Raw genomic sequence first — 25,136 nt, forward strand, 5'->3', positions numbered from 1 at the left:
TCTTTAACGGTTACCCCAAATTTGTTGGCGATAATGTATAAGCTTTCACCGGCTTTGACCGTATAGGTATTTTTATCGGGTTGTGGGGTTGGTTTCGGCTCTGCTGGTTTTTCATGATTAGCGCTTGGAATAATCAAAACTTGGTTGGGATGGATTAAGTCTGATTTAAGTCCATTTGCGGCTTTAAGCTGATCTGCGGTAATATTAAATTTATAGGCAATAATATAAACACTTTCACCCGCTTTGACGGTATAAGTATTTTGAGAGTTTGGATTAGATACTGATTCAGGTGTATTTTCTGAACTTATTTCTAGGCTTGGGCTTTCTTCTTCTGTTGTTGTAAGATTTTCTTCTTGATCAGTTGAACTATCAACTTGTTCTGTATCTTGAGCCACTAATAATACTTGATTGACGTTTAAATTGTTGGATTGAAGTTGGTTCCAATTTTTAAGATTTTCGACACTGATGTCATAACGTTTAGAAATTGAATAAAGCGTCTCACCTGCTTGAACAGTGTGGTAGGTTTCTTCGGCGGCTACGGTTTGAGCTAAAGATAGGCTGGCAGTTGCTATAAGTGGAAGAATCATTTGTTTATATGATGGGGTCATGGAACTCGCATCCTTTCTTTGAAATATAAATGTAATATATAAGTCCTTATCTTGGCTATATTGTAACAATATTACACAATTGTTACAAGGTGGTTACGATGAAGTTAATAAGAAATGTTTATGAATTTTTTAAGAAGTTTTACTTTTTCTTAAAAAATACTTGAAAGACTAGTATTTTGAACATTTTGTCTTTATTAGAAAAGGAGGAATTATATGCACTACGAGATTTATGGTCAAGGGCAATCAATTTATTTTATTCACGGACACGGTTTATCACTGGTGTCCATGGTTGAAACTTATGAGAAAATTTTTTCAGATTTGTCAAACTATCAACGGATCTATATTGACTTGCCGGGCATGGGCCAAAGTGTTGCAGACTATCAATTGGATTCGAGTCATGCCATTGCCAAAGCTTTAGTCGAACTGATTAAGTCTTTGACACCGGATGATCAAATTATACTTTTTGGCCATTCGTATGGAGGTTATTTATCATTAGCTATCAATTATCTAATGCCTGAGCGAATTAAGAAAATATTCTTAACCTGTCCTCCGGTAAAAGCAATCAAAGAAGAACGAAAATTAGCCGAACATAAGAATGTCTGTTTCTCTGAGTTTGAAATCGATCCTAAATATGCCAAAGCCTACTATAATATGAGTGTGGTCATTAGTCCTGAAACTTTGAGACGTTATCAGCGTATTAGTTTGCCAGGTATTGAAGTTTTTGATTCAGATTATGATAAATTTCTTCAGCGAGAAGATCAGCGCTATCTTAAGCTTCCTTTTGAAGCAGAAATGTATGCCATGGATCCTCAATTGTGTCTAATTCTTGGCCGAAATGATCAAATTGTTGGCTTTAAAGATCAAATTAAAGCTTTTATCGATAAAGACAACGCCTCGATCTATTTGATTGAGAATGCCGGTCATAATATTATGATTGATCAATTGGATTTTGTGCGTGATAGTGCGAAAGCTTTTCTGACGGATCAGATTGACGATGAAGGGACGAACCCTTAGTTAGAGAATGAGCGCTATATTATAGAAGAAATAGTATAGGCCCTCCTCCAAAATTGTGCTATAGTAAATACATAGTTTACTTATCCTATTGGAATAGAAAAAGATACGGATAATCAGGAGGAAGCTTATATGGAGGTTCAATATAATTTTGATCAAGTCGTTAATCGTCGACAACAACAATCAAAGAAATGGACGGCTTACCAGCACTTTGGTGTTCCGGTTTCTGACGAAATCTTACCACTCTGGATTGCTGATATGGATTTTAAATGTGAGCCACGGATTCGCCAAGCTTTGCAAGCAGTTGTTGATTATGGTATCTACGGTTATGATGCACCTGCGGATGACTTCTTTTCGAGTTTTATCGACTGGCAAGAACAGCGAAATCATTGGCAAGTGTCGTCCGATTTTTTAGTTCCTGTGAGTGGAGTGGTGCCGGGAATCTGTAATGCGATTCGTATCTTGACTCAAGCCGGAGATCGAATTTTAATTCAAACGCCCGTCTATTATCCGTTTTTTAAAGCCATTGAGACTAATCAGCGCTGTTTGGTTGAGAATCCACTGATTCGAAAAGCAGACCAATACGTCATCGATTTTGCCGACTTTGAAGAGAAAATTAAGACCTGTAAGATGTTTATATTGTGTAGTCCACACAATCCGGTAGGAAGAGTCTGGCGAGTAGACGAATTGCAAAAAATGGCTGAACTATGTTTGAAACATGGGGTTATTATAGTAGCTGATGAAATTCATTCGGATTTAATTTTTAAGGGTTATAAACATACACCGTTAGCTAGTTTGTCTTCGGCCATTGATCAACAAACAATCACACTGATGGCTCCAAGTAAAAGTTTTAATGTGGCTGGTCTGAGTCAGTCAGTGGCTATCATTGCCAATCCAGAAATTCGTCAGCGTTTTGAGGAAGGGTTATGTAGTTCAGGGTTTATGCATATGAATTCTTTTGCAGCGGCCGGATTTCCAGCAGCGTATCGTTATGGAGGAGACTGGTTGGATCAGGCCTTGACTTATATTGAAGCCAATGTGGACTATGTTTTGGATTATTTAACTGAGCGACTTCCAGAGGTTGATGCGCATCGACCAGAAGGAACCTTTCTCATGTGGCTAGATTTCACCGAAGTTAGCCGAGATCCAGAAGTTTTGATGCATCGGCTCATCCATCAGGGTAAGATTATTATTGAGGATGGAAGCATCTTTGGTCAGCAAGGTAGAGGTTTCTGTCGATTCAATATTGCCAGCCCGCGCTCTATCATTGAAGAGGCGATGAGCCGAATTGAAACGGCTATCCACTCATAAAGACCGAGCTAGTAATTAGGTCAACCGAATTCAGGACTTAATTTAGAAACTTTAACAAACATCATAAAGTTTTAGAAAATACCAAATATTTAACTGCTGAATAAGGATTTACGAAGCAAGATGATTGGATCCAGTTGAATCAAATCATCTAGCTGATAGCCGAATTATTGGCAGAGAAATATTTGGTATTTTTTTGTATCTCTAGAGCTAAAAAAATTTTTACCAGTCTATTTATTATATAATTTCTAGATTAGTACAGAAAGAAACAGAATCTTCCGTCTGTTGCATTATTGGTTGGCACAGAAAATGTAAGCAAAAACACTTGATGATACTTGACATCACAAGTTTTCATTGAAAATACTCGAAATAATTTCACAAACTCCATTGTTTTCACAAGGGTAAATAAATACAGTTTGCTCTTTAAAAGCACAACAGATCGTGATATAATGAACTTGTAAATTTGGGAAAGCTTTAACAAACTATCCACAAGGAGGAAATATAAATGGAAAAGATTGTCAATCCAGCCACTCAAGATGCTTGGCAAGGCTTTAAAGGACAAAAATGGCAAGAAGAAATTAGTGTACGTGATTTTATTCATGATAATTATACTTTGTATGAAGGAGACGACAGTTTCTTAGCGGGTCCAACAGAAAATACGACGGCACTTTGGAATCAAGTTATGGAGTTATCTGAAGAAGAACGCAAACGTGGTGGCGTTTATGATTTAGATACCAAATTAGTTTCTACAATTACTTCTCATGGTCCTGGTTATTTAGATAAAGACAAAGAAACCGTTGTAGGTTTCCAAACTGATCAACCATTCAAACGTGCTTTACAACCATTTGGCGGTATCCGTATGTCGGTGAGTGCTGCTAAAGCTTATGGTTACGAAATTGATGAAGAAGTTATTAAAATCTTTAACGATTATCGTAAAACCCATAACCAAGGGGTATTTGATGTTTATACACCAGAAATGCGTGCAGCTCGTCACTCTGGTGTGATTACCGGTCTTCCAGATGCTTATGGCCGTGGTCGGATTATCGGTGACTACCGCCGGATTGCTCTTTACGGTGTAGAACGTCTAATGGAAGAGAAACAAAAAGACTACGGCAACATTGGCAATGGTCAAATGTCTAACGATGTGATTCAACTTCGTGAAGAAGTTTCTGAACAATATCGTGCGCTTAAAGAAATTATTGAATTAGGTAATATCTATGGCTTTGATGTAAGTCGTCCAGCTGAAACAGCTCAAGAAGCTTTCCAATGGTTATATTTGGGCTACTTGGCTGCGATTAAACAACAAAACGGGGCTGCAATGTCTCTTGGTCGTACTTCAACCTTCTTAGATATCTATATCCAACGTGATTTAGAAAATGGAACCTTAACTGAAGAACAAGCTCAAGAACTTGTCGACCACTTTGTTATGAAATTACGTTTAGTTAAATTCGTCCGTACCCCAGAATACAACGAATTATTCTCAGGAGACCCAACCTGGGTTACTGAATGTATTGGTGGGATGACTGTAGATGGCCAACCGTTAGTAACTAAGAACTCATTCCGCTTCTTACACACATTATCTAACTTAGGTCCAGCTCCAGAACCAAACTTGACCATCCTTTGGTCTGAACGTCTACCTAAGAACTTCAAACGTTTCGCAGCTAAGATGTCTATTCAATCTTCAGCCATTCAATATGAAAACGATGAAGTCATGAGACCTAAATACGGCGATGACTATGGAATTGCTTGCTGCGTTTCTGCGATGGAAATTGGTAAACAAATGCAATTCTTCGGTGCGCGCGCTAACCTAGCGAAAGCTTTATTATATGCGATCAATGGTGGGGTCGATGAAAAATCTAAAGCTCAAGTAGGTCCTGCTTACCGACCAATTACTTCAGACTACTTAGATTATGATGAAGTGATGGTTAAATATGACCAAATGTTAGAATGGTTAGCAGCTTTATATGTTAATACTCTTAATTGCATCCACTATATGCATGATAAATATTCATATGAATCTGCAGAAATGGCTCTTCATGATACTTATATCAAACGGACCATGGCCACAGGTATTGCAGGATTCTCAGTAGCTATCGACTCACTATCAGCGATTAAATACGCTAAAGTTCGTCCAATTCGTGATGAAAATGGGATAGCCGTTGATTTTGAAATCGAAGGTGACTTCCCTAAATATGGTAATAATGATGATCGTGCCGATCAAATCGGTGTTGAATTATTGAAGACCTTTATGACTAAAGTGAAGAAACATCCAACTTATAGAAATTCAATCCACACAACTTCTATCCTAACTATTACTTCAAATGTGGTTTATGGTAAGAAGACTGGAAATACTCCAGATGGTCGTGAAGGTGGAACGCCATTTGCACCAGGGGCTAACCCAATGCATGGTCGCGATACCCACGGAGCGCTAGCTAGCTTATTATCCGTTGCTAAGATTCCTTATGATTATGCCTTAGACGGTATTTCAAATACCTTCTCCATCATCCCTAAAGCCTTAGGTAAGGAAGATTCTGTTCAAATCGATAACCTCGTTCAAATGTTAGATGGCTATTCAAATAAAGGCGGTCACCATTTAAATATTAATGTCTTCAACCGTGAAACATTATTAGATGCGATGGAACACCCTGAAAATTACCCACAATTGACCATTCGTGTATCTGGTTATGCGGTTAACTTTATTAAATTAACTCGTGAACAACAAATGGATGTTATTAATCGAACAATGCACGAATCAATGTAATAGTTTATCCATGCTAAGATTGCTTAAAGGAAAATAATTAAGAACTGCTGCTTAATTCTTAATTAAGCAGCATTCTTATTATCAGCAAGGATGATAAGGAGGATGTATATGACTGAAGTTAAGAAAGAAGTCATTGGGCGCGTTCATTCTACCGAAAGTTTTGGTTCTGTGGATGGTCCAGGAATTCGTTTTATCACGTTTATGCAGGGATGTCGGATGCGCTGTCAATTCTGCCATAATCCAGATACTTGGAACTTACAAAAAGGAACACCTTACACGCCTCAAGAGTTATTGGACGAAGCGATTCAATACTCTGCTTTCTGGGGAGATAAAGGTGGCATCACTGTCTCTGGGGGCGAGCCTTTGTTACAGGTTGATTTCCTGTTAGAATATTTCAAATTGGCCAAGGCCCAAGGCATTAATACTTGTATCGACACCTGCGGGGCGCCGTTTACTCGTGAAGACCCATGGTTTTCGACCTTTAATGAATTGTTAGAATACACCGACTTGATTCTTTATGATCTGAAACATATTCGCCGCGATGGTCATATCAAATTAACCGGTCTACCTAATGATAATATTATCGAACTAGCCAAGTACTTATCTGAAGTCAATCAACCAGTCTGGATTCGTCATGTTTTGGTCCCTAGTCGAACAGATTACGATGAACTATTAATGGAATTAGGGCATTTTGTCGCTACTTTAAATAATGTAAAGAAGTTTGAAGTCTTGCCTTACCATAAGTTAGGCGTATATAAATATGAAGCTTTAGGTATTCGTTATCCATTAAAAGGGATCGAACCACCGACTCAGGAACGGGTAGAGAACGCAAAACGTTTGTTAAGAACTGAAGACTATCAAGGTTATAAGACCATGTAAACCAAAGTGAATTCATTTCAATGTACTTGCTCTTAAATTTCCTGCCTTGGGGGGCAGAAATTTAAGAGCAATTTTTTTGTTCCGATTAAAGGGGTCTTTCTTGCAAGTCCTAAGCGCATATAATACAATGAGCTCAACATCTTACTTTTTGAGAGGGAGGTTTCTATGGAATACAAGCGTTTTGATCAGACAATTGTTCTTCGCGTTCAGCGTGGGGAAGAACTATTAACTTCGATTCAAAAAGTTGCTGAAGCAGAAAACATTTTTTTGGCGAGTGTCACGGGAATTGGAGCTTGCGATGAAGTGAAATTAGGTTTCTATCAATTGTCGACTCATGAGTACAACGAATCGGTTTATCAGGAAGATTTAGAATTAACCTCCTTGGTAGGAAATATTACCGAAAAAGACCAGGCTTACTACGGACATTTTCATGCGACCTTTGGTCGTGAGGATAATAGTGTCATCGGTGGTCATCTGGTTTCGGCACGCGTGTCGGTTACCGGCGAGATTATTATTCAGTGTCTGCCGGGGCAGGTCAATCGTCAAGCGGATCAGGAGACAGGAATTAACTTGTTAAGTTTTGAATAAGGGGTAAAGGGCTTATTGTAAGCCCTTTTTTAATGTTTTGATGCTTTTTTAAGAATTATTAAATTATCTTTACAATTGTCAATCCACAGTCACTTAAAGGTATTTCGTGAGTGGTTTGTGTTATAATTGCGCTGAATAATTTATATAATTCTTAAGAAATAATAAATAGAAATGAGCTAGATGCATGGAAGAAAGTCAAGAAATTACAAATCAAGAAATGAGTGGTCATAGTCCTCGCCGTAAAGAAATCCACGGTCAGAAGAATAAACTCGGCTGTTTATCGATTGGAGCCATCGGCCTAGTGATTGTCCTCGGTCTGGTAGTTTTTAAATTGTGGGATATGTGGTCGTCCGTAGAGAGCACGGTCAACAAGATTCAAATGCCGCGGGCAGAGAACCAAATCCAAATTAGACCTAAGCCGGTAACTGTAAAGGAAGATCAACCTTTCTCAGTGTTATTACTAGGGATTGATACGGGAGAATATGGTCGCGTAGAAAAAGGCCGGTCAGATGTAATGCTTGTAGCCACGGTCAACCCAAGTAGCGATAAGATTACTTTAACTTCGATTCCCCGAGATTCCTATGTAGAAATACCGGGGACGGCAGATAAAACAAAAATCAATCACGCCTATGCCTATGGGGGGCCAGGTTTAGCCGCTAATGCGGTCCAAAATTTGTTAGATATTCCCATTGATTATACCGTTGCCGCTGATATGAAAGGCTTTAAGGAGATTATCGATGCCGTCGGAGGCATCACGGTGACCCCACCAACCACTTTTTCTCAAGGGGGGTTTGATTTTCAAGAAGGCGTGCCGATTAAGATGCATGGCACGATGGCGCTTGAATATATCCGCAATCGTTATGATTCCGGCGGAGATTATGGCCGTCAAGACCGAGCCCGTCAAGTGGTCTTAGGTATTATTCGTTCTGGCTTAGAATTAGATACCTTAATTAATTATCAGAATATTTTAAATTCTATTAGCAATAATGTGAAGACCGATATTAGCTACGAAGAAATGATGCATATTGCCAGCAATTATCGATCTGCCATTAATCATGTGGAAGAGTTCCAACTCAAAGGTCAGGGAGAGAAGATTGATGGTGTTTATTATGAAATATTAGATCCATCGGCGGTTCAAGAAGTGAGTCGATCGATTCAGGCAGAATTAGATATTGAATAACTATTATTTTCCAGTGAGGAGCCGATTTAAATGCAAAGCAAAGGGGCTAGTCAGCTCATTGTAGACATGGTTGAAAAATTATCCCCCCAGTTAAAACGAGTGATTTGGGACATTGCCGATTTATTCGCATTTGTTTTAACGATATTCTTGAGTTATTTGTTCTTTTACCGAATGATTGAAGTCCCCTGGACTTTCTACCTTTTCTTACTTACTGTAGGATACTTAATCTATCGAATCGTTGGTAGACTTTCCTTACTGGATTCGAGATTGAATCGCTACAGTGGGATACAGGAATTTATTCAATTGTTCTTCTTAGTGCTTTTTAGTTTGTTATTTACTGGGGTCATCGGGATGATAATCTTTAAAATATCCCTCTGGCGGACAGTAATTTTCACCATGATTGTGACGGCTATCTTTTGTGTGGCTTGGCGTTTAATCTGGCAGACGATTTACTTATCACGGTTCAAGTTTCAAGATTCGAACAAGAACAAGCGTCGAGTTATTCTGGTCGGCGCCGGGGATGGCGGATCAATCTTTATGAATAACTTCCGTCGGAAGCCAGGGAACATGGACGTGGTTGCCATCCTAGACTGTGACGAAACGAAGATTGGTAAGGTCATCGGTGGCGTGAAGGTAGTGGGCGATGTCGACTTAATACCAACCATCGCCGAACGCTATGGGGTAAAGGAAATCATTGTTGCCATTCCTTCGATTAAACCTGAAGAATATGAGAACATTCTTCAAATAGCCAATCCCCACAAATTAAAATTATATAAAATGCCGCCAGTTGAAGATATCTTGCAAGGAAACCATCGTTTATTAAAATCGACCAATAAAGTGAATATCGCTGATTTACTCGGGCGTAAAGAAGTTCATCTTGATGACAGTCGTTTGCGCGCTGAAATCGAGGAGAAAGTCATTTTAATCACAGGCGCAGGAGGGTCAATTGGCTCCGAAATAGCTCGCCAGGTTTCTCGATTTGGCCCACGAACGGTTGTTTTACTGGGTCACGGTGAGAACTCTATTTATCAGATTTTCCATGAATTGAAGAAACACCATAATATGGTTGAATATAAACCAGTGATCGCAGATGTTCAGGATTATCAGCGCATTGTTGAAGTCTTTCAAGAGTTCAAGCCTGATATTATCTACCATGCAGCGGCTCATAAACATGTGCCGCTCATGGAATATAATCCGGTGGAAGCTTATAAGAACAATGTGATTGGGACGTATAATGTTGCCAAGGCCGTGGATGCTTGCAAAGTCAGTAAGATGGTCATGATTTCCACCGACAAGGCAATTAATCCACCCAATGTCATGGGGGCTTCTAAACGAATTGCTGAGCTTATCATTACCGGTTTCGACCAACGAAGCGATTCTAACTATTCCGCCGTACGCTTTGGAAATGTACTCGGATCGCGTGGGTCGGTGATTCCGCTCTTTGAGAAACAGATTGCTCAAGGGGGGCCAGTAACTATTACCGATTATCGAATGACGCGATATTTCATGACGATTCCTGAAGCCAGTCAGTTGGTGATTTATGCAGGAGCTTTTGCCAAAGGTGGCGAGGTCTTTGTCTTAGATATGGGTGCCCCGGTTAAGATATTAGATTTAGCCAAGAAGCTTATTTTATTATCGGGCTTCTCAGAAGGAGAAATAGAAATTATTGAATCAGGCATCCGTCCTGGTGAGAAGTTATTTGAGGAAATTTTGACGACATCTGAGGCTGTTTCAGAGCAGGTTGAGAAAGATATCTTTATTGGTCGGGTAACGACGATGCCTTTGGCAGATATCGAATCCTTTATGGAGAGACTTAATCAATCATCCGCTGAAACGTTGAAACGAGAAATTGTTGCCTTTGCCAACCATAGTATTAAATAGTAAATAAGGGGGAGCTTATGCAAGAAGAATTGAGTTTATTGGAACTATTTAAGGTATTAAAAAAACATATCTTTATGATTTTGATATCAATGATCCTCGGCGCCGGCCTTTCGAGTGCTTTTATGATTTTCTTCGTCGATGAGATTTATAAATCAGAGGCTCAATTAATCGTGAACCAGAATTCCAATATCGATAAAGAAGTTGCTGCGGTCCAATATAATGACTTACAAACTAGTATTAGTTTAATCAATACCTATAGCGATATCATTAAATCACAAAGTTTACTTCAAGAAGTAAGTAATTCACTAAATAATGAAATTTCTGTTCCAGCCTTGCGACAAAATTTAACCGTCGAACAATCACCGGATTCACAATCTTTTATGATCAAGGCGAATTTAGGGTCACCTGATTTAGCTCAGCGGGTCGTTGCCACCGTGACTGAGAAATTTATTGATGTTTTGCCGAAAATCTATCAAGACAATACGACCAATGTCTATGTCTTATCTGACGCTTCATATAATAGTGATCGTGTTTCACCAAGTTTATTTAGATATATTGTCATCGGTGCAATCTTAGGCCTGCTCCTCAGTCTGATTATGGTCTTTATTCGCGAAATTAATGATAATACCATTCGCAACGAAGACTTCTTAATGTCGATTGGTCTGGTGAATCTGGGTGAAGTTAATCGTTTATCCAAAGATGAACGCAAGCATGCCCGCTTAGGTCAACAGATGAGTCGGAAATTTGGACGGAGAAAGGGGTAAAGCATGTTTAACTTTATGAACAGACGCAAACGTAAAGAAGAAAAATTCTTGCAAGAACAGGTTGAGGGTGCACCTTTAATTTCTTACTTTAAGCCTAAATCAGTCTACGCTGAACAATTTAGAACCATCCGAACGAATATTACTTTCGCTCAGCTCGATAATGATCTTCGTTCAATCTTAGTATCTTCGAGTGTACCTGCAGAAGGAAAATCAACCATTTCAGCCAATCTGGCGATTGCGATGGGAGCTATGGAGAAAAATGTTTTAATTGTAGACGCTGACTTACGTAAACCTACTTTGCATCGGACTTTTACCTTGAATAACGAGAAGGGCTTGACTACCTTATTAATTAATCCAAGTCTACATTTCAACGAAGTGGTGATGAAGAGTACAGATTTGAATCTTTATCTACTTCCTTCTGGTCCAATTCCACCTAATCCTGCCGAGCTTTTGGCTTCGGGGCGGATGACCAAACTGATGAAAGAATTAGAAGATTTCTTTGATGTGATTATTTACGATGCCCCACCGATTAATTCGGTAACCGATCCTCAAATCCTCGCTTCCAAAGTTGATGGTTGTGTCTTGGTGGTTCGTCATGGCTATGCTAAGAAAGATGAGGTTCGTCGAGCTAAAGAAGTCTTAGAAAATGTGAATGCCAATATTTTAGGTTTTGTCTTGAATGCCAAATCCAATGAAGAAAGTGATGGTTATGGTTATTATTCTTATTACGGATATGGCCAGGACCAGAATGAAGGCGAACATAAACATGGAGATCATTGATTTACATAGTCATTTACTTCCAGCTGTGGATGATGGCGCCCAAAGCCTAGATCAGGCTTTAACATTAGCTCGATTGGCGGTGGATGAAGGGATTTCTAAATTGGTGCTAACCCCTCACCACTATAATCCTCAATTTATTAATCATGCCCAAGGAGTTATCGAGGCCTGTGACCGTCTACAATCAGCAATTGACCGGGAACAGATTCCTTTAAAAGTTTTCCCAAGTCAAGAAATCCGGATTCATGAAGATCTTATCGATCATTTATACAATGAGGATTTGTTATGTTTGGACGAGCAAGGACGTTATTTACTGCTTGAATTTCCGACCCAGTCGGTCCCTGATTATTCTATTCGCTTAATTAAACAGCTATTAGATTTAGGGATACGACCGGTAATCGCTCACCCAGAACGGAATCAGCGTTTTGGTCAAGATTTGACCTTGTTAGCTGAAATGGTAGAAATGGGTTGCATTGGTCAAGTTACCACAAGCTCATTGGCCGGCGCTTTTGGACCCAAATATCAAGAAATTTCTTTCCAAATGATTGATGCGAATTTATGTCATTTCATGGCATCAGACTGTCACCATCAAGAATGGCGTCCCTTTAATTATCAATTGGCCTGTGAGGTCTTAGCCTCACACTATTCTAAGAATAAAGTGGATCAGTTCTTGGAAGTTGCCGAAGCCATCTTCTGGGGACATGAACTTCCACTGGCTCCTGTTCAGTTAGTGGAAGAAGACAAGTCATTATGGCGCAAAGTATGGGGGTTTTTTAAGGAGAAATAAAATGTACAAAAGCATAAAACGCCTACTCGATATTGTTTTATCCCTTTTAGGTTTGGTTATTTTAAGTCCTGTCTTTTTGGTGATTGCTTTATGGATTAAATGGGACAGTCCTGGCCCCGTCTTCTTTAAACAAAAACGGGTTGGGATATACAAGCGATTCTTTAATATTTATAAATTTAGAACCATGCAGGCTAATACGCCAGCCGATATCCCCACCCATATGCTAGGGAAACCTGAGTCTTTTATTACGCGGTCGGGACAATTTCTCCGCAAGACAAGTTTAGATGAACTTCCTCAATTAATTAATATTCTGCGGGGTGAAATGTCCATTATCGGACCTCGCCCAGCCTTATGGAACCAAGATGACTTAGTCGCTGAGCGGGATAAATATGCGGCCAATGATGTCACTCCTGGACTAACAGGCTGGGCCCAAGTTAATGGTCGTGACGAACTGCCCATCCCGATTAAAGCTCAACTTGATGGCGAATACGTGCGAAAGATGAGCCTGTGGTTTGATATTAAATGCTTCTTTTATACCCTATTAAAAGTCTTTAAAGGGGAAGGTGTGGTCGAAGGAGGGACGGGTTCGATTGATCGAAAAGGCAAGCACGAAAACTAAACGGATTTTAATTACCGGTGCTAATTCTTATATTGGTAATGCCTTTACTCAATATGCTACTTCAATGCGCCCAGCTTATCAGATAGAGAAATTAAGCTTGCGCAATATTGATTGGGACCAAGTTGATTTGCAAGGAGTGGATGCTATCCTTCATTGTGCTGGCATCGCCCATAATGCTACTAAAACCAGTGATACGGACCAATATTTTGCGGTAAATCAAGGCCTAACTGACAGAATGGCTAGATTAGCTCGTCAAGCTGGGGTCCCTCATTTTATCTATATGTCCAGTATGATTGTTTATGGCAATACAAGTCGAAGCGGAGAAATTAACCTTGATACCCCTTTAACCCCAGAAAATGCCTATGGGCAGAGTAAATTAGCTGGCGAAGAAGCCTTGAATAAATTGGCTGGTGACGATTTTAAAGTGACCATTATTCGAGCGCCGATGGTTTATGGACTGCATTCGAAAGGAAATTATCCATTATTGGCCAAGTTTAGTCGTCTGAGTCCGATTTTTCCTGAATTCGATAACAAACGGAGCATGATTTATATTGAGAATTTGGCCGAATTGATCTGTCAAGTGATTGATCAACAAATTGAAGGGATTATCCATCCGCAAAATCAAGACTATGTGTCTACCGCGAATCTGGTCCACGAAATTGCCAAACAACATGATAAAAAAATTTATTTAACATCAATTTTCAATGGTGTCATTCGTTTAATGATAAAATATCCCTTAATTCAAAAAGTGTTTGGTGATCGTTACTATAGTAAAGATTTGAGTGCTTGGCCTTATGATTCCTACCAAGTCTGTTCGTTTGAAGAATCGATTCGCAGAACTGAACAGCAATAATATTATAAAGGAGCTAGTGTCTAATGAAAGCAAATATTCAAGAACAATATCAGCTTTGGCTGAATGAGACTGATTTGACTGCTGAATTGAAGGCATTGAGCCCTGGAGAAATTGAAGATCGATTTTATCAGTCGGTAGAATTTGGAACCGGGGGTATGCGTGGCCTGATGGGTGCCGGAACCAATCGAATCAATAAATATACCATTATGCAAGCCTGCTTAGCTCTGGCCAAATTAATCCGACAAGATGGATTTAAGGCTGGAAAAGTAGTGATTGCTCATGATACACGCAATCAGTCAGATTATCTAGCCCGCTGTGCGGCTGAAGCCTTGGCGAGTCAGAGAGTAAAAGTTTTAATGTTTAATCAGCCGACGCCTACTCCTGTCCTCTCCTTTGCGGTGAGGGATTTAGCTTGTCAATATGGCATTGTCATTACGGCGAGTCACAATCCTAAAGAATACAATGGATTTAAGGTATACAATGCTCAGGGAGGGCAACTACTGCCAAACCAAGCCATTCAGTTAACCAAACTCATCGATCCAGCATATCCACTAAATAAGCTGAATAATCTTACCTATCTGCCAGATGATATCCAGAGAATCGATTTATCCTATCGCCAGCGATATATGGCGGCCATACAAGGAATTTCTGCAGATCTAGCCGGATTAGATATTGTTTATTCACCACTTCATGGCTCAGGTTATAAGTATGTGAGTCACATTCTACAAACAGCGAATTTGCAGCTAGTAGACCAACAGATAACGTTTGATGGAGATTTTCCAACCGTTAAAATTCCGAATCCTGAAGAAAGAGAAGCCATGGAAGTAGCGGTTGCTCAAGCCCAAAAGACTCAAGCCGATTTGGTGCTGGCGACCGACCCAGACTGTGATCGTCTTGGAGCGGTGGTCAACCATCAAGGTGAATTCATCCCTTTAACCGGTAATCAGATCGGTGCCTTGATGATTGACTTCTTAACGAAGCGTGATACCGCTCAGAACAAATACGTCGTAAAAACGGTCGTAACTAGCGAATTAGGCGCTCGGATTGCTGAAAGGCGGGGGGCCAAAGTTCTTAATACTTTGACCGGATTTAAATATATTGGTGAGATTATTAATCAACTTGAAGATAAAAATCAAGCTGATCAGTTTCTTTTCGGTTATGAAGAAAGTTATGGATATTTGTGGGGCAGTCATTGTCGGGATAAAGATGCAATTATCAGTGCTTATCTATTAGCTTTAATGGCTAAAGAATATAAGCAGCAAGGTTTCACCTTAATTGACCAACTCGAAGAAATTTATCAATCCTATGGCTATTATCTTGATCACCTAGCTAGTTTTACCTTTACTGGATCAGCGGGACAAGAGCGGATGGGGGATTTGATGGCTGATTTTCGTAACTTGAATCGACAAAAATTGGGCCATGATTATCAGTTGCTGGATTATCAGACGGGCTTAGATCAACTTCCGCCAGCTAACTTATTGAAATTCGTTCTGGATGACGGTTCTTGGTTCGCCATTCGTCCTTCAGGCACTGAACCCAAGTTAAAGATTTATTTTTCGATTCGGGCTGCTGATAAAGAAACCGCTCAAGACAAGTTAAACCGCCTAAAAACCAAACTATCAGAAATAATAGAAGCAAGCTAGACTTTAGAAGGAGGAAGATGTTGGTGAATATGATTCTGCTATCAGGGGGATCAGGCCAGCGCCTTTGGCCACTCTCCAATAGTGTTCGTTCCAAGCAATTCTTAAAATTATTAAAGAATGAAGCTGGAGAAATGGAATCGATGATTCAACGGGTCTATCAACAAATTCGTCAAGTAAACAGTGATGCGAAAATTGCCATTGCTACCAGCCTAAGTCAAGTGGAATCGGTACGGACTCAATTAGACGATGGCGTCAATATTGTGGTGGAACCCGAACGACGTGATACCTTTCCGGCCATTGCTTTGGCTGTAGCTTATTTGCATTATAAGCGCTCAGTAGCCTTGGACGAAGTGGTGGTGGTTATGCCGGTAGATCCTTATACAGAAGATCTATATTTCCACAAAATTATGGCCTTAAATCAAATGATGCAGACTTCAGAGGCCAACCTTGGCTTGCTAGGGATTACACCAACCTATCCTTCTTCTAAATATGGTTATATCTTAAGAGATGGCGATAATATTATCGGATTCAAGGAGAAGCCGAGCGAAGCGGAAGCCCAGCGTCTAATTGGTCAAGGTGCTTTGTGGAATGGTGGGGTCTTTGTCTTCAAGGTGAAATATTTACTTGAAATCTTAGCCAACTATATTCAATTTAATTCTTATGAAGAGGTACTCGACCAATACCAAAAGCTTCCTAAGAACAGTTTCGACTATGAAGTCAGTGAGCAAGAAAGCAAGCTGGCTATGGTTGAATATTCTGGTTCTTGGAAAGACCTTGGAACCTGGAAGACACTGACCGAAGAGATAGATAGCCAAACCATGGGTAAGGTAATTATGTCACCATCTTCTAAACAAACCCATGTCATCAATGAGTTGGATATTCCGCTGACAGTGATTGGTGCCCAAAATTTGGTCATCGCTGCCAGCCCTGATGGGATTCTGGTTTCAGATAAGATTGAATCTGCTCAACTCAAGAAATACCTACCGCAAAAAGAGCAAGTCCCTATGTACAAGGAATCTAATTGGGGTAATAAGAAAATTTTGGACCTTCATGATGGACAAGCGGATACCTATTCGACGACCAGTCTCTATAATATCAATCCAAATCACAGTATTGACTTAGAGAATCCCCATCAAGCTGAAGGAAGCATAACGATTATTGAAGGGACGGGCTCGGTAGAGATTTCAGGGCAAAGCTATGATTTTCATAAGGGGAGCCATTTTGACTTTGATGCTGGAGACTCTGTTAAGATTCATAGTCGACAAGCGGTAAAATTATTAGAATTGTTATTTATTGAAGAATGAAGAAATTAGTAGATTATCAGTAACCATGATAATCTTTTTTTATAAGGATGGTTAAGATGAAAAAAGCGCTAATCTATTGCTCGGTCGCTTCAATGATTGATCAATTTAATCGAGATAACTTGCAGACTTTGCAGAAGCTTGGCTTTCAGGTTGAAGTCGCTTGTAATTTCCAAGAGGGGAATACGATTTCTCAGGAGAGGATTCTTTCCTTGCAAGAGGACTTAACTAAACAAGGGATTCGCTTTCACCAGATTCCGATCCCTCGTTCTCCTTTGGCCCTGGCTAAAATATGGCAAAGTTATCAATTAACAAAGGCCTTATTTAAGCAAGAGGATTTTCGACTGATTCATTTTCATTCGCCGATCGGCGCAGCCATTGGTCGGCTGGCCTATAAGCATAGCCATCTTAACCAAGCTCAAATTATTTACACTGCTCATGGCTTCCACTTCTATCGCGGGGCTCCCTTAGCCAATTGGATACTGTATTATCCGATTGAGTTCTTGTTAGCTAATGAAACGGATATTTTGATTACGATAAATTCAGAAGATCAGGTCTTTGCCGAGAATCATCTAAATTGTAAACAAATCGAATATGTTCCTGGGATCGGCATCGATACTCAGCGATTTATTCCAGAGATGACGCGTCGGGAAAATATGCGTCATCAATTAGGACTAGCAGCGGATGAAGTGATGCTACTTTCTGTTGGTGAGTTAAATAAAAATAAGAATCACCGTGAAATCATTTCAATATTGCCACGCTTAAAAGGGGATTATAAATATTTTATTTGTGGCCAGGGGGCTGAAGAACAAGCGCTCAAAGATTTGGTCCATCAATTAGGGTTAAGCCAGCAGGTTAATTTTTTAGGTTATCGAGCAGATATTCCTGACATCCTCCAAGCGGCTGATATTTACTGTTTCCCTTCTTATAGAGAGGGACTGTCGGTAGCCTTGATGGAAGCGATGGCCAGTGGACTTCCTTGCGTCGTCAGTGATATTCGGGGGAATCGCGATTTAATTGATGACCAAGGTGGAAGTAAATTCCCGCTAGTTGATACTGAGACTCTATACCAGGCTCTACAAACCCTTATCGTTCATGCCGATTTGCGCCAGAAGTTTGGGGCCCACAATCAGCAGAAGATGAAGCAATTTGACAAGGAGATTGTCCAAGCCAGAATGGCTTCAATCTATCAAGCGGCAGAAAGTGAGTTGAAAGAATCATGAAATCTGTGACATTAATTAATTATACTGGTAGCAAGGGTGGTGGGGCGCAATACGCTTTCGAATTAACCCAAGCTCTGTGTCAAGAAGGTCTGCCTCTGGTCGCTGTGATTTCAGAACATAACGAACACCTTGCTGAATGGCGAAGCCTACCAATCGAAAAATTGATTGTCATTCCTACGTATCAGTCCGTGGCTCAATTAATTAGCCGGTCACTATTTTGGCAAGATCAAAAAAACAGAATTCTTGAGGGCTTAAAAGACTATCAGATACAACAAATAATTAGCCCGATGATTACTTTTTGGACGCGACGGATTAATCGTTTGTATCCAAAGGCCGATTCCATTGTGGTCTTGCATGATCCGATTGCGCATAGTGGAGATCGAAATAAACGTGCTCTCCAACTCTTCGGTGAAAGTCAATTACTGAAAGAGGCCAAGGAAATTGTCGTTCTTAGTGATGTCTTCGTCTCTTATGTAGAAGACCGTTATGGAAAAGAGGGTCGGGTCAGCAAAATTCCTATGGGGACGACCCAGGTCTACGGCCAATTAAGGGATAAGATACAAGCCGTTGATTATGCTCAAGATAAGGTGAATTTCCTCTTCTTTGGCACCATCTCAAAATATAAGGGAATTGAAGTGCTTCTGCAAGCTTATCAAAAAATCAGCCAAGCGGTGTCCAATACTAGTTTGACCATTGCAGGTTCGGGAGATTTCTCTGCCTACCGTCACCTCTTAGCAAATCAACCGTCGGTTCAAGTGATTAACCGCTGGATTGCCAATGAAGAAGTTGAATCTTTCTTCGCTGATGACAGTGTGGTTGTTGTCCTCCCCTATTTGGATGCGACCCAGTCGGGTGTCATCCCCATTGCCATCGAATATGAACGGCCGCTGATTATCTCTGATACAGGGGGCCTAGTCGAACAAGCTCAGTCTTATAATACAGGGTTACTGGTTAAGGCGGGCGATGTGGATGCCTTGGCTCAACAAATGCTAGAAATTGCCAATAATGAAGACTTAAGGCATTCATTAAAAGAACAGGCTCGGGCTAATAAAAGCCAAAACACTTGGTCAGCGGTGGCAAAATCCTTCCTAAAACTGTTAAAGGAGGAGAAGAGCTAAATGCAAATTACCATCCTTACACCGGCTTATAATCGAGCAGATTATCTCCAACCCCTTTATCGATCCTTGCAAGACCAAAGTATGAAGGGATTTCAATGGTTGATTATTGATGATGGGAGTCAAGATCAGACTGAAACAGTCGTCAATCAGATGATGAGTCAACATAATCAAAGTTTTCAAATAAATTATTATCGTAAGGAGAATGGTGGTAAGCACTCAGCCTTAAATTATGCTCACCCTTATATCCAAGGGGATTATGTCATGGTCGTTGATAGTGATGACCAATTGGCTCCCCAAGCCATCGAAATTATGAGCCAGGCCATAGAAGATTTAGGATCTGCTACTGATTCTATTGGCTGGCTGGCCTTTCTTAAATGGGAGCGGACTGGTCAGGTCATCGATCCCCCTTATCGCCAAGATGGCGAGGTCCTGACCTATATCGATTATCTTAATGGAGGGCGTAAGGGTGAATGCGCAGACTTGTATCAAAGTCAGGTCTTCAAGACCTATCCTTATCCAGAAATTCCAGGTGAACGATTTGTTTCCGAAGCTTATTTAAATATTTATGCAGCGGTTGAGGGCCAATATCGAATGAAGACCTTAAATCAAGTCATCCAAATTACCGAATATTACGATCAGGGTCTGACCAGCCAGGGACGCCGCTTACAGCTCGCTAGCCCCATCGGCAATGCCAAATTGTGGCAAGCCGTTGCCGGAGCAAAATTCAGCTGGAAGATGCAAGTTAAAGGCATGCTCTTATACCTGACCTATGGTTTGGTGGGGAATCAAACCGGCCACAACTTGATTCGAGAGAGTCGTAACCCTTTCTTGGCCAGACTCATCTTACCCGCTAGTCAAATCTTAAAAGCATATTGGATTAGCAAATATAGATTAGAGGAGAAGAAATGAAGAAAATATTAAACGTCATTGGCAGTCTGAGAATTGGTGGGGCAGAGAACAATGCTATGGCCATTCTTAGACATCTGAATCCTCAAGACTATGAATACCATTTTCTAGTATTCGATCAGGAAGTTGGCGACTATGAAGCGGAAGCCCGCCAATTAGGTGCAACAATCCATCGTTTGCCAGAACCCAAAGCGGCCTACCGAGACTTTATCCATCATTTCCGTCGCTTGCTTCAAGAAGAGCAATTCCAGGTAATCCATGTCAATACTTTATGGAACAGCGGTTTACTCTTAAAGATAGCCGCTCAGGAACAGATTCCTCTGCGAATATGTCATTCCCATAGCACGCAAAGTTCTGCTCAAGAACATCTGGTGTATAAAGTTTATAAAAGACTGATGCAAGCTTGGATTCGGCGTTATGCGACTCATTATATTGCTTGTGGACAGGCAGCTGGAGAATATCTCTATGGGACCAAATTCTTTGAACAACATGGACAGATTATTTATAATGCCATTGACTTATCCATCTTTAAATTTGATAAATCGGTACGCCAGAAGATGCGCGATCAATTACAGATTAATTCACAGACTTTTGTTCTCGGTCATACCGGACGCTTGGCTCCAGTCAAGAACCACCCTTTTATGCTTAAGATATTAAAGGTCTTACGAGACCAAGGGCGACAAGTCGTTTTAATGTTGATTGGCGATGGCCCTGATCGGGATAAGATTGTCCAACTGGTAAAAACACTTGAATTAGAAGAAGCGGTCTATCTATTAGGGAGACAGCACAATATCGGAGAATGGCTTCAAGCGATGGACTTGTTTATCTTCCCATCTTTCTTTGAAGGATTTCCGGTCAGTCTAGTCGAAGCCCAAGCCACGGGACTTACCGCTCTTCTTTCTGACCGAGTGAGTTCTGAGGCCCTATTGACACCATTTAGTCAGGCTTTACCCCTAAGCCAGATCGAAACCTGGATAAGCCAGATTGAAGCCGAGATTAATCAGCCAACAGATCGAACACAGACTAATTTAAAGAAAATTCAGTCATCCTTTGATATTGACTATGTGATTCACGATTGGGAGGGATTGTATGAAGAAATTTAAAGCAAATCCACTTTGGCTTTTGTTATTGATGTTTCTTTGTTTAGGCTTAGGTCTTAAGCAGCCTTTACTTGTATTTGCTGAAAGCGAGGAGACTAAGACCGCAGTCTTTTTTGGCGATAGTATTACTCAGAATTTTGAGGCGGAAGGCCAATCCTATCCGGATATAGTCGGGGAAAAATTGGGCTTCAAAGTGATTAATCTAGGCTTTGGTGGCAGCTCACTTAGTAGCCATCCGGCTCCTCAATTTGATCAGTTCTCATTTGCCGTTCTCAGCCAAGCTATTGTCAAACAAGACTTCTCAAAGCAAAAAGAGGCCTTGGCTGGTGAAGAAATTCCGGCCTATTTTGAAGAGAAACTCAACAAGTTAGAAGCCATTGATTTCAATGAGGTTGATTTGGTCTTCTTAATGTATGGGGCTAATGATTGGGGTAAGCCGATTGATAATGATGACGATACCTATGATCGTAAGACCTATAAAGGGGCTGGGCGCTCGGCAATCGAAACCCTTCAGAAGAAATACCCTCATCTAGATATTGTTTTAATCTCGCCAATTTATCGATATTGGCCGGACTATGATAATCGCGATTCTGAAACTTCAGTCAATAGTCTAGGACTAAAACCGCGTGACTATTCTCAAGCCATGATTGATTTAGCCAAAGAATATCACCTGCCCTATGTCGATGCTTATTTTAGTTTGGGTATTAATAGCTTGAACCGGCAATACTATTTCAACGAGAATGACGGCACCCATCCCAATGACATTGGCACGAAAAAACTAGCTCAACTGATTGTAAAAACGGTTGAATCTTATGGCTTAGGGGAATAATCATGTATATTTTTTATAAAACTTTATATAAATTGTTTGCCAAGCATCTGCCAGTGTCTGATGCACGAATTTCATTCGGGGCGAAACAAATCCGCGCCTTTCTCGGGCGTCGCATGTTAAGTTATTGTGGTAAGAATGTCAATATTGAGCATGGGGCGACCTTTGATCCGACGGTAGAATTGGGCGATAATTCGGGAATTGGTATTAATTGTGCCTTATATGGTCGGGTTATTATTGGTAGCAATGTCATGATGGGGCCGGAAGTCTTCATCTATACTAGTAACCATAATTTTGCGGATTTGTCTCGGCCCATGTGCGAACAAGGCCATCAAGCAGAACAGGCGGTAATGATTGGTGATGATGTTTGGATTGGAAGTCGGGTAACCATCTTACCGGGAGTCAAGATTGGTTCTGGTGCCATCATCGGTGCCAGTGCAGTCGTAACCAAAGATGTGGCTGACTATGATATTGTAGCTGGCAATCCAGCAAAAGTGATCGGCAACCGACTGAAAGAAAGAGGGGAGGACAAACATGGTTAGTAAGAAGAAACTATTTATCACGATGATTTACGCACTGACCAGTATGGTGTTGTATCTGGCCTTAGCTCAATTTAGCCAAGATATGAATCGCCCAGCGATTCAAATAGCTGGCTGGATAATTATGGGTCAAGCGATCAATACAGCTTTAACCTATTATTGGTTAGGTATCCCACTCTTGTCTTTTTCCGGTATTTTTACTTGGTTAATGTATCTATTCCATCTCTCTCAACCCGTGCTGATTGCCTTATTTCCAGATTATAGCCTAGATTTTGATGTCTCCAAATATGTCCTAGCCACTACCTATTTCGAAGCAATTAAATATTCTTTTATGGTCCTCTTCTTCTTAGCAATCGGAGTGCTCATAATGCAATCATACCGGCGAAAAGATTTGCAAAATTCAAGTTTGATTCAGAATCATTCTGAACTCGCAGAATTGATCAAAGCCCATAATTTATTCAAGACCGGTTTATTTATATTCATATTAACGTTTCCTTTTGAGATTTATTTACAGATTTCACGGTTGTTCGTAGCTCTAAACGAAGGTTATTTGGCTACTTTTAATTTTGAATTAGGAGGATTCTTTGGAATTCTGGCTAATATTAGTTTGGTAGGCATGATAATGATGCTCTGTGGTCAGAAACATAATCAAAAAGTGGGCCGTTGGATGTTATTGGCCTACACGCTCTTCTACTTAATTGCCATGTTTTCTGGAGGGAGAATGTGGCAGGTTATTAAGTTACTCTTAGTTTTTACCTATTATCTTCAAATTTATCAAATAAAAATCAGTAAAAAAAATCTGATTCTGCTCTTAATAGGTGGGTATTTATTAGCGGGCTTCTTAAGTGTGATTGCTGATATTCGCTCATATGATTTCACCAGTAGTGGCTATATTCTAGAAATTGCCAAGAATATCTTCGCGCAAAACCCTATCCTCAAAGTTTTAGATGAATTTGGGGGGACAATTTATACCTTGACTTTAACCATAGACAAGGTTCCAGCCATGATTGAACGGTCTTGGGGCAGTCAATTTATCTTAAACTTCGCCAGTTTATTACCCAATCTAACGGGGAAAATCGACGAAATGGTCAATGAAACCAACTTTGTCCTCTTGTTGAAGATGCCTCATATCGGTGGTTCGCTGGTCGCCGAGTTGTATTATAGTTTTGGCAAATACCAACCTATTTTTAGCTTATTGTTAGGGATGGGAATTCAAGCAATGACGCAGAAGATTCGTTGGGATATTCAACATAACCAATATCGCTTTATCACCTATACCGCTTTACTCCAATATTCCTTGATTTCATGGATTCGCGGTTCATCTTCAATCCTTTATCGTAATACTTTTTATGGCAGTCTGTTTGTGCTAGTGGTGGTGACTTATATGTCAATCTTAAAGAAGAAAGAAGTACAACCCTCATGGAGGAGGTCTTAGGATGTCATCTTTAGTCTCGATCATTGTGCCGATCTATAATGCCATGCCTTATTTAGAGCAATGTATTGCCTCGATTTGCCAACAAAGCTATAATCATTTTGAGTTAATCTTGATTGATGACGGGTCTACTGATGAATCCTTTGACCATGCCCAATCTTGGGCTAGCCAAGATCATCGAATTAAGCTTTATCAACAAGTGAATTCGGGTGTGTCCAGTGCTCGAAATAAGGGACTAGAATATGCTAAAGGGGATTATATTTTATTTGTCGATAGTGATGATTATATTGAAGCCCATTGTTTGCAATATTTGCTGGATTTAGCGCAAAGTCTGACTGAAAAAGACCTGATTAACTTCTCTTATGTGGTAGAAGATGCGAGCCAATCCACCCAGATGGGCCAGACATTGGTAGAAAATAAACTCATCCCCTTAGACCAATTGGCCAGAAAATTCTGGACTTATTACCAACAAGGCATTACCAATTCGCCTTGTAACAAGCTGTACCATCATCAGATTATTAAAGAACATCAGCTTAGATTTCCCGAGAAGATGCGTATGGGTGAAGATTTGATCTTTAATTTAAATTACTTCCAATATATCGACCATATTCTCTTTACCTCAGAACCCTTATATCATTATCGGATGCATGAGCAACAAGCCACCAAAAGACCTGATCCAAGCATTAGCCAGGATATATTAGTCTTTCTACCTAAGGTAGAAGAATTTATCCGTCAATTCGCTGGATCAGCTTATTTGCCTACCTACCAGGACCATGGTCATCAATTATTACGACATTTGTTAACCGCTGCAGATAATCTGGATCTGGCTAAGGAAGGGCCAGGCAGGCCTAGCCAAGCCTATGTAGATATGTTTAAGCGGTTCGATCAAAAATTAGATATGCATCAGCTGAATTCACGCAGTAATTATGAGAATATAGTGAAGTTTCTTTTTACTCATCGTTACTTTAACACCTTGGCTCGATTATTTCGCTTTAAACAACAACTCAGAACAGGGATTAAATCATAATAAAG

23 protein-coding genes are annotated in these 25,136 nt (G+C 40.3%); 22 read left to right on the forward strand and 1 reads right to left on the reverse strand.

The window, feature by feature from the left end; translation table 11 throughout:
• Positions 1 to 608: LysM peptidoglycan-binding domain-containing protein (locus BMX34_RS09730; protein ID WP_159428851.1), on the reverse strand; the 608-nt coding region annotated here is incomplete at its 3' end.
• Between the two features lie 213 nt (positions 609 to 821).
• Here BMX34_RS09730 and BMX34_RS04460 point away from each other — a divergent pair.
• The 22 genes from BMX34_RS04460 to BMX34_RS04565 all read left to right on the forward strand — a co-directional run bounded on the left by BMX34_RS04460 (position 822) and on the right by BMX34_RS04565 (position 25,131).
• Positions 822 to 1,622, forward strand: a complete 801-nt coding sequence (locus BMX34_RS04460) for an alpha/beta fold hydrolase (RefSeq protein WP_092571236.1) — start codon at positions 822 to 824, stop codon at positions 1,620 to 1,622.
• A 129-nt stretch (positions 1,623 to 1,751) separates the two neighbouring features.
• Positions 1,752 to 2,930, forward strand: coding sequence for a MalY/PatB family protein (locus BMX34_RS04465; RefSeq protein ID WP_092571238.1), 1,179 nt, complete (start codon positions 1,752 to 1,754; stop codon positions 2,928 to 2,930).
• Positions 2,931 to 3,432: 502 nt separating this feature from the next.
• Positions 3,433 to 5,688, forward strand: a complete 2,256-nt coding sequence (gene pflB / locus BMX34_RS04470; RefSeq protein WP_092571240.1) for a formate C-acetyltransferase — start codon at positions 3,433 to 3,435, stop codon at positions 5,686 to 5,688.
• Positions 5,689 to 5,796: 108 nt separating this feature from the next.
• Positions 5,797 to 6,567, forward strand: a complete 771-nt coding sequence (gene pflA, locus BMX34_RS04475) for a pyruvate formate-lyase-activating protein (RefSeq protein ID WP_092571242.1) — start codon at positions 5,797 to 5,799, stop codon at positions 6,565 to 6,567.
• A 165-nt stretch (positions 6,568 to 6,732) separates the two neighbouring features.
• Complete coding sequence (locus BMX34_RS04480; RefSeq protein ID WP_092571245.1) at positions 6,733 to 7,155, forward strand: PPC domain-containing DNA-binding protein; 423 nt, start codon at positions 6,733 to 6,735, stop codon at positions 7,153 to 7,155.
• Between the two features lie 184 nt (positions 7,156 to 7,339).
• The gene (locus BMX34_RS04485; RefSeq protein WP_092571247.1) at positions 7,340 to 8,335 is read left to right on the forward strand and encodes an LCP family glycopolymer transferase; all 996 of its coding nucleotides are present in this window, start codon (positions 7,340 to 7,342) and stop codon (positions 8,333 to 8,335) included.
• 30 nt (positions 8,336 to 8,365) lie between these two features.
• The gene (locus BMX34_RS04490) at positions 8,366 to 10,216 is read left to right on the forward strand and encodes a polysaccharide biosynthesis protein (RefSeq protein ID WP_092571250.1); all 1,851 of its coding nucleotides are present in this window, start codon (positions 8,366 to 8,368) and stop codon (positions 10,214 to 10,216) included.
• A gap of 17 nt (positions 10,217 to 10,233) precedes the next feature.
• A complete protein-coding gene (locus tag BMX34_RS04495; RefSeq protein WP_092571252.1) occupies positions 10,234 to 10,980 on the forward strand; it encodes a YveK family protein in 747 nt (248 codons plus the stop codon).
• A gap of 3 nt (positions 10,981 to 10,983) precedes the next feature.
• Positions 10,984 to 11,760, forward strand: a complete 777-nt coding sequence (locus BMX34_RS04500) for a CpsD/CapB family tyrosine-protein kinase (RefSeq protein ID WP_092571254.1) — start codon at positions 10,984 to 10,986, stop codon at positions 11,758 to 11,760.
• Positions 11,747 to 12,544, forward strand: coding sequence for a tyrosine-protein phosphatase (locus tag BMX34_RS04505; RefSeq protein ID WP_092571256.1), 798 nt, complete (start codon positions 11,747 to 11,749; stop codon positions 12,542 to 12,544). Before BMX34_RS04500 ends, BMX34_RS04505 begins: the two co-directional genes overlap by 14 nt.
• 1 nt (position 12,545) lies before the next feature.
• On the forward strand, positions 12,546 to 13,163 hold the full coding sequence (locus BMX34_RS04510; protein ID WP_092571258.1) for a sugar transferase: 618 nt from the start codon (positions 12,546 to 12,548) through the stop codon (positions 13,161 to 13,163).
• The gene (locus tag BMX34_RS04515) at positions 13,135 to 14,016 is read left to right on the forward strand and encodes an NAD-dependent epimerase/dehydratase family protein (RefSeq protein ID WP_159428852.1); all 882 of its coding nucleotides are present in this window, start codon (positions 13,135 to 13,137) and stop codon (positions 14,014 to 14,016) included. The genes BMX34_RS04510 and BMX34_RS04515 overlap by 29 nt, the downstream gene beginning before the upstream one ends.
• 23 nt (positions 14,017 to 14,039) lie before the next feature.
• A complete protein-coding gene (locus BMX34_RS04520; protein WP_092571262.1) occupies positions 14,040 to 15,659 on the forward strand; it encodes a phospho-sugar mutase in 1,620 nt (539 codons plus the stop codon).
• Positions 15,660 to 15,688: 29 nt separating this feature from the next.
• Positions 15,689 to 16,963, forward strand: a complete 1,275-nt coding sequence (locus tag BMX34_RS04525) for a sugar phosphate nucleotidyltransferase (RefSeq protein WP_234971676.1) — start codon at positions 15,689 to 15,691, stop codon at positions 16,961 to 16,963.
• 56 nt (positions 16,964 to 17,019) lie between these two features.
• Complete coding sequence (locus BMX34_RS04530) at positions 17,020 to 18,183, forward strand: glycosyltransferase (RefSeq protein ID WP_159428853.1); 1,164 nt, start codon at positions 17,020 to 17,022, stop codon at positions 18,181 to 18,183.
• Positions 18,180 to 19,301, forward strand: coding sequence for a glycosyltransferase family 4 protein (locus BMX34_RS04535; protein WP_092571266.1), 1,122 nt, complete (start codon positions 18,180 to 18,182; stop codon positions 19,299 to 19,301). The genes BMX34_RS04530 and BMX34_RS04535 overlap by 4 nt, the downstream gene beginning before the upstream one ends.
• On the forward strand, positions 19,302 to 20,210 hold the full coding sequence (locus BMX34_RS04540; protein WP_092571268.1) for a glycosyltransferase family 2 protein: 909 nt from the start codon (positions 19,302 to 19,304) through the stop codon (positions 20,208 to 20,210).
• Positions 20,207 to 21,310, forward strand: coding sequence for a glycosyltransferase (locus tag BMX34_RS04545; RefSeq protein WP_092571270.1), 1,104 nt, complete (start codon positions 20,207 to 20,209; stop codon positions 21,308 to 21,310). The genes BMX34_RS04540 and BMX34_RS04545 overlap by 4 nt, the downstream gene beginning before the upstream one ends.
• On the forward strand, positions 21,297 to 22,136 hold the full coding sequence (locus BMX34_RS04550) for an SGNH/GDSL hydrolase family protein (protein ID WP_092571272.1): 840 nt from the start codon (positions 21,297 to 21,299) through the stop codon (positions 22,134 to 22,136). Before BMX34_RS04545 ends, BMX34_RS04550 begins: the two co-directional genes overlap by 14 nt.
• Positions 22,136 to 22,675 carry an acyltransferase gene (locus BMX34_RS09960; protein WP_375163584.1) on the forward strand — a complete coding sequence of 180 codons (540 nt, stop codon included), beginning with the start codon at positions 22,136 to 22,138 and terminating at the stop codon, positions 22,673 to 22,675. Before BMX34_RS04550 ends, BMX34_RS09960 begins: the two co-directional genes overlap by 1 nt.
• Positions 22,668 to 24,107 (forward strand): O-antigen polysaccharide polymerase Wzy, encoded by a 1,440-nt coding sequence (gene wzy / locus BMX34_RS04560; RefSeq protein WP_092571274.1) that lies wholly within the window; start codon positions 22,668 to 22,670, stop codon positions 24,105 to 24,107. The genes BMX34_RS09960 and wzy overlap by 8 nt, the downstream gene beginning before the upstream one ends.
• Before the next feature lies 1 nt (position 24,108).
• On the forward strand, positions 24,109 to 25,131 hold the full coding sequence (locus BMX34_RS04565) for a glycosyltransferase (protein WP_092571276.1): 1,023 nt from the start codon (positions 24,109 to 24,111) through the stop codon (positions 25,129 to 25,131).
• Positions 25,132 to 25,136 lie beyond the last annotated feature (5 nt).

It is taken from the genome of Ignavigranum ruoffiae, assembly GCF_900110675.1.
GTDB lineage: Bacteria > Bacillota > Bacilli > Lactobacillales > Aerococcaceae > Ignavigranum > Ignavigranum ruoffiae.

Coding starts and splice junctions, on each gene's coding strand:
- wzy (WP_092571274.1), top strand. CDS start 22,668: ATGGTTAGTAAGAAGAAACTATTTATCACGATGATTTACGCACTGACC.
- BMX34_RS04550 (WP_092571272.1), top strand. CDS start 21,297: ATGAAGAAATTTAAAGCAAATCCACTTTGGCTTTTGTTATTGATGTTT.
- pflB (WP_092571240.1), top strand. CDS start 3,433: ATGGAAAAGATTGTCAATCCAGCCACTCAAGATGCTTGGCAAGGCTTT.
- BMX34_RS04485 (WP_092571247.1), top strand. CDS start 7,340: ATGGAAGAAAGTCAAGAAATTACAAATCAAGAAATGAGTGGTCATAGT.
- BMX34_RS04490 (WP_092571250.1), top strand. CDS start 8,366: ATGCAAAGCAAAGGGGCTAGTCAGCTCATTGTAGACATGGTTGAAAAA.
- BMX34_RS04495 (WP_092571252.1), top strand. CDS start 10,234: ATGCAAGAAGAATTGAGTTTATTGGAACTATTTAAGGTATTAAAAAAA.
- BMX34_RS04505 (WP_092571256.1), top strand. CDS start 11,747: ATGGAGATCATTGATTTACATAGTCATTTACTTCCAGCTGTGGATGAT.
- pflA (WP_092571242.1), top strand. CDS start 5,797: ATGACTGAAGTTAAGAAAGAAGTCATTGGGCGCGTTCATTCTACCGAA.
- BMX34_RS04540 (WP_092571268.1), top strand. CDS start 19,302: ATGCAAATTACCATCCTTACACCGGCTTATAATCGAGCAGATTATCTC.
- BMX34_RS04510 (WP_092571258.1), top strand. CDS start 12,546: ATGTACAAAAGCATAAAACGCCTACTCGATATTGTTTTATCCCTTTTA.
- BMX34_RS04460 (WP_092571236.1), top strand. CDS start 822: ATGCACTACGAGATTTATGGTCAAGGGCAATCAATTTATTTTATTCAC.
- BMX34_RS04535 (WP_092571266.1), top strand. CDS start 18,180: ATGAAATCTGTGACATTAATTAATTATACTGGTAGCAAGGGTGGTGGG.
- BMX34_RS04500 (WP_092571254.1), top strand. CDS start 10,984: ATGTTTAACTTTATGAACAGACGCAAACGTAAAGAAGAAAAATTCTTG.
- BMX34_RS04565 (WP_092571276.1), top strand. CDS start 24,109: ATGTCATCTTTAGTCTCGATCATTGTGCCGATCTATAATGCCATGCCT.
- BMX34_RS04545 (WP_092571270.1), top strand. CDS start 20,207: ATGAAGAAAATATTAAACGTCATTGGCAGTCTGAGAATTGGTGGGGCA.
- BMX34_RS04520 (WP_092571262.1), top strand. CDS start 14,040: ATGAAAGCAAATATTCAAGAACAATATCAGCTTTGGCTGAATGAGACT.
- BMX34_RS04465 (WP_092571238.1), top strand. CDS start 1,752: ATGGAGGTTCAATATAATTTTGATCAAGTCGTTAATCGTCGACAACAA.
- BMX34_RS04530 (WP_159428853.1), top strand. CDS start 17,020: ATGAAAAAAGCGCTAATCTATTGCTCGGTCGCTTCAATGATTGATCAA.
- BMX34_RS04480 (WP_092571245.1), top strand. CDS start 6,733: ATGGAATACAAGCGTTTTGATCAGACAATTGTTCTTCGCGTTCAGCGT.
- BMX34_RS04525 (WP_234971676.1), top strand. CDS start 15,689: ATGATTCTGCTATCAGGGGGATCAGGCCAGCGCCTTTGGCCACTCTCC.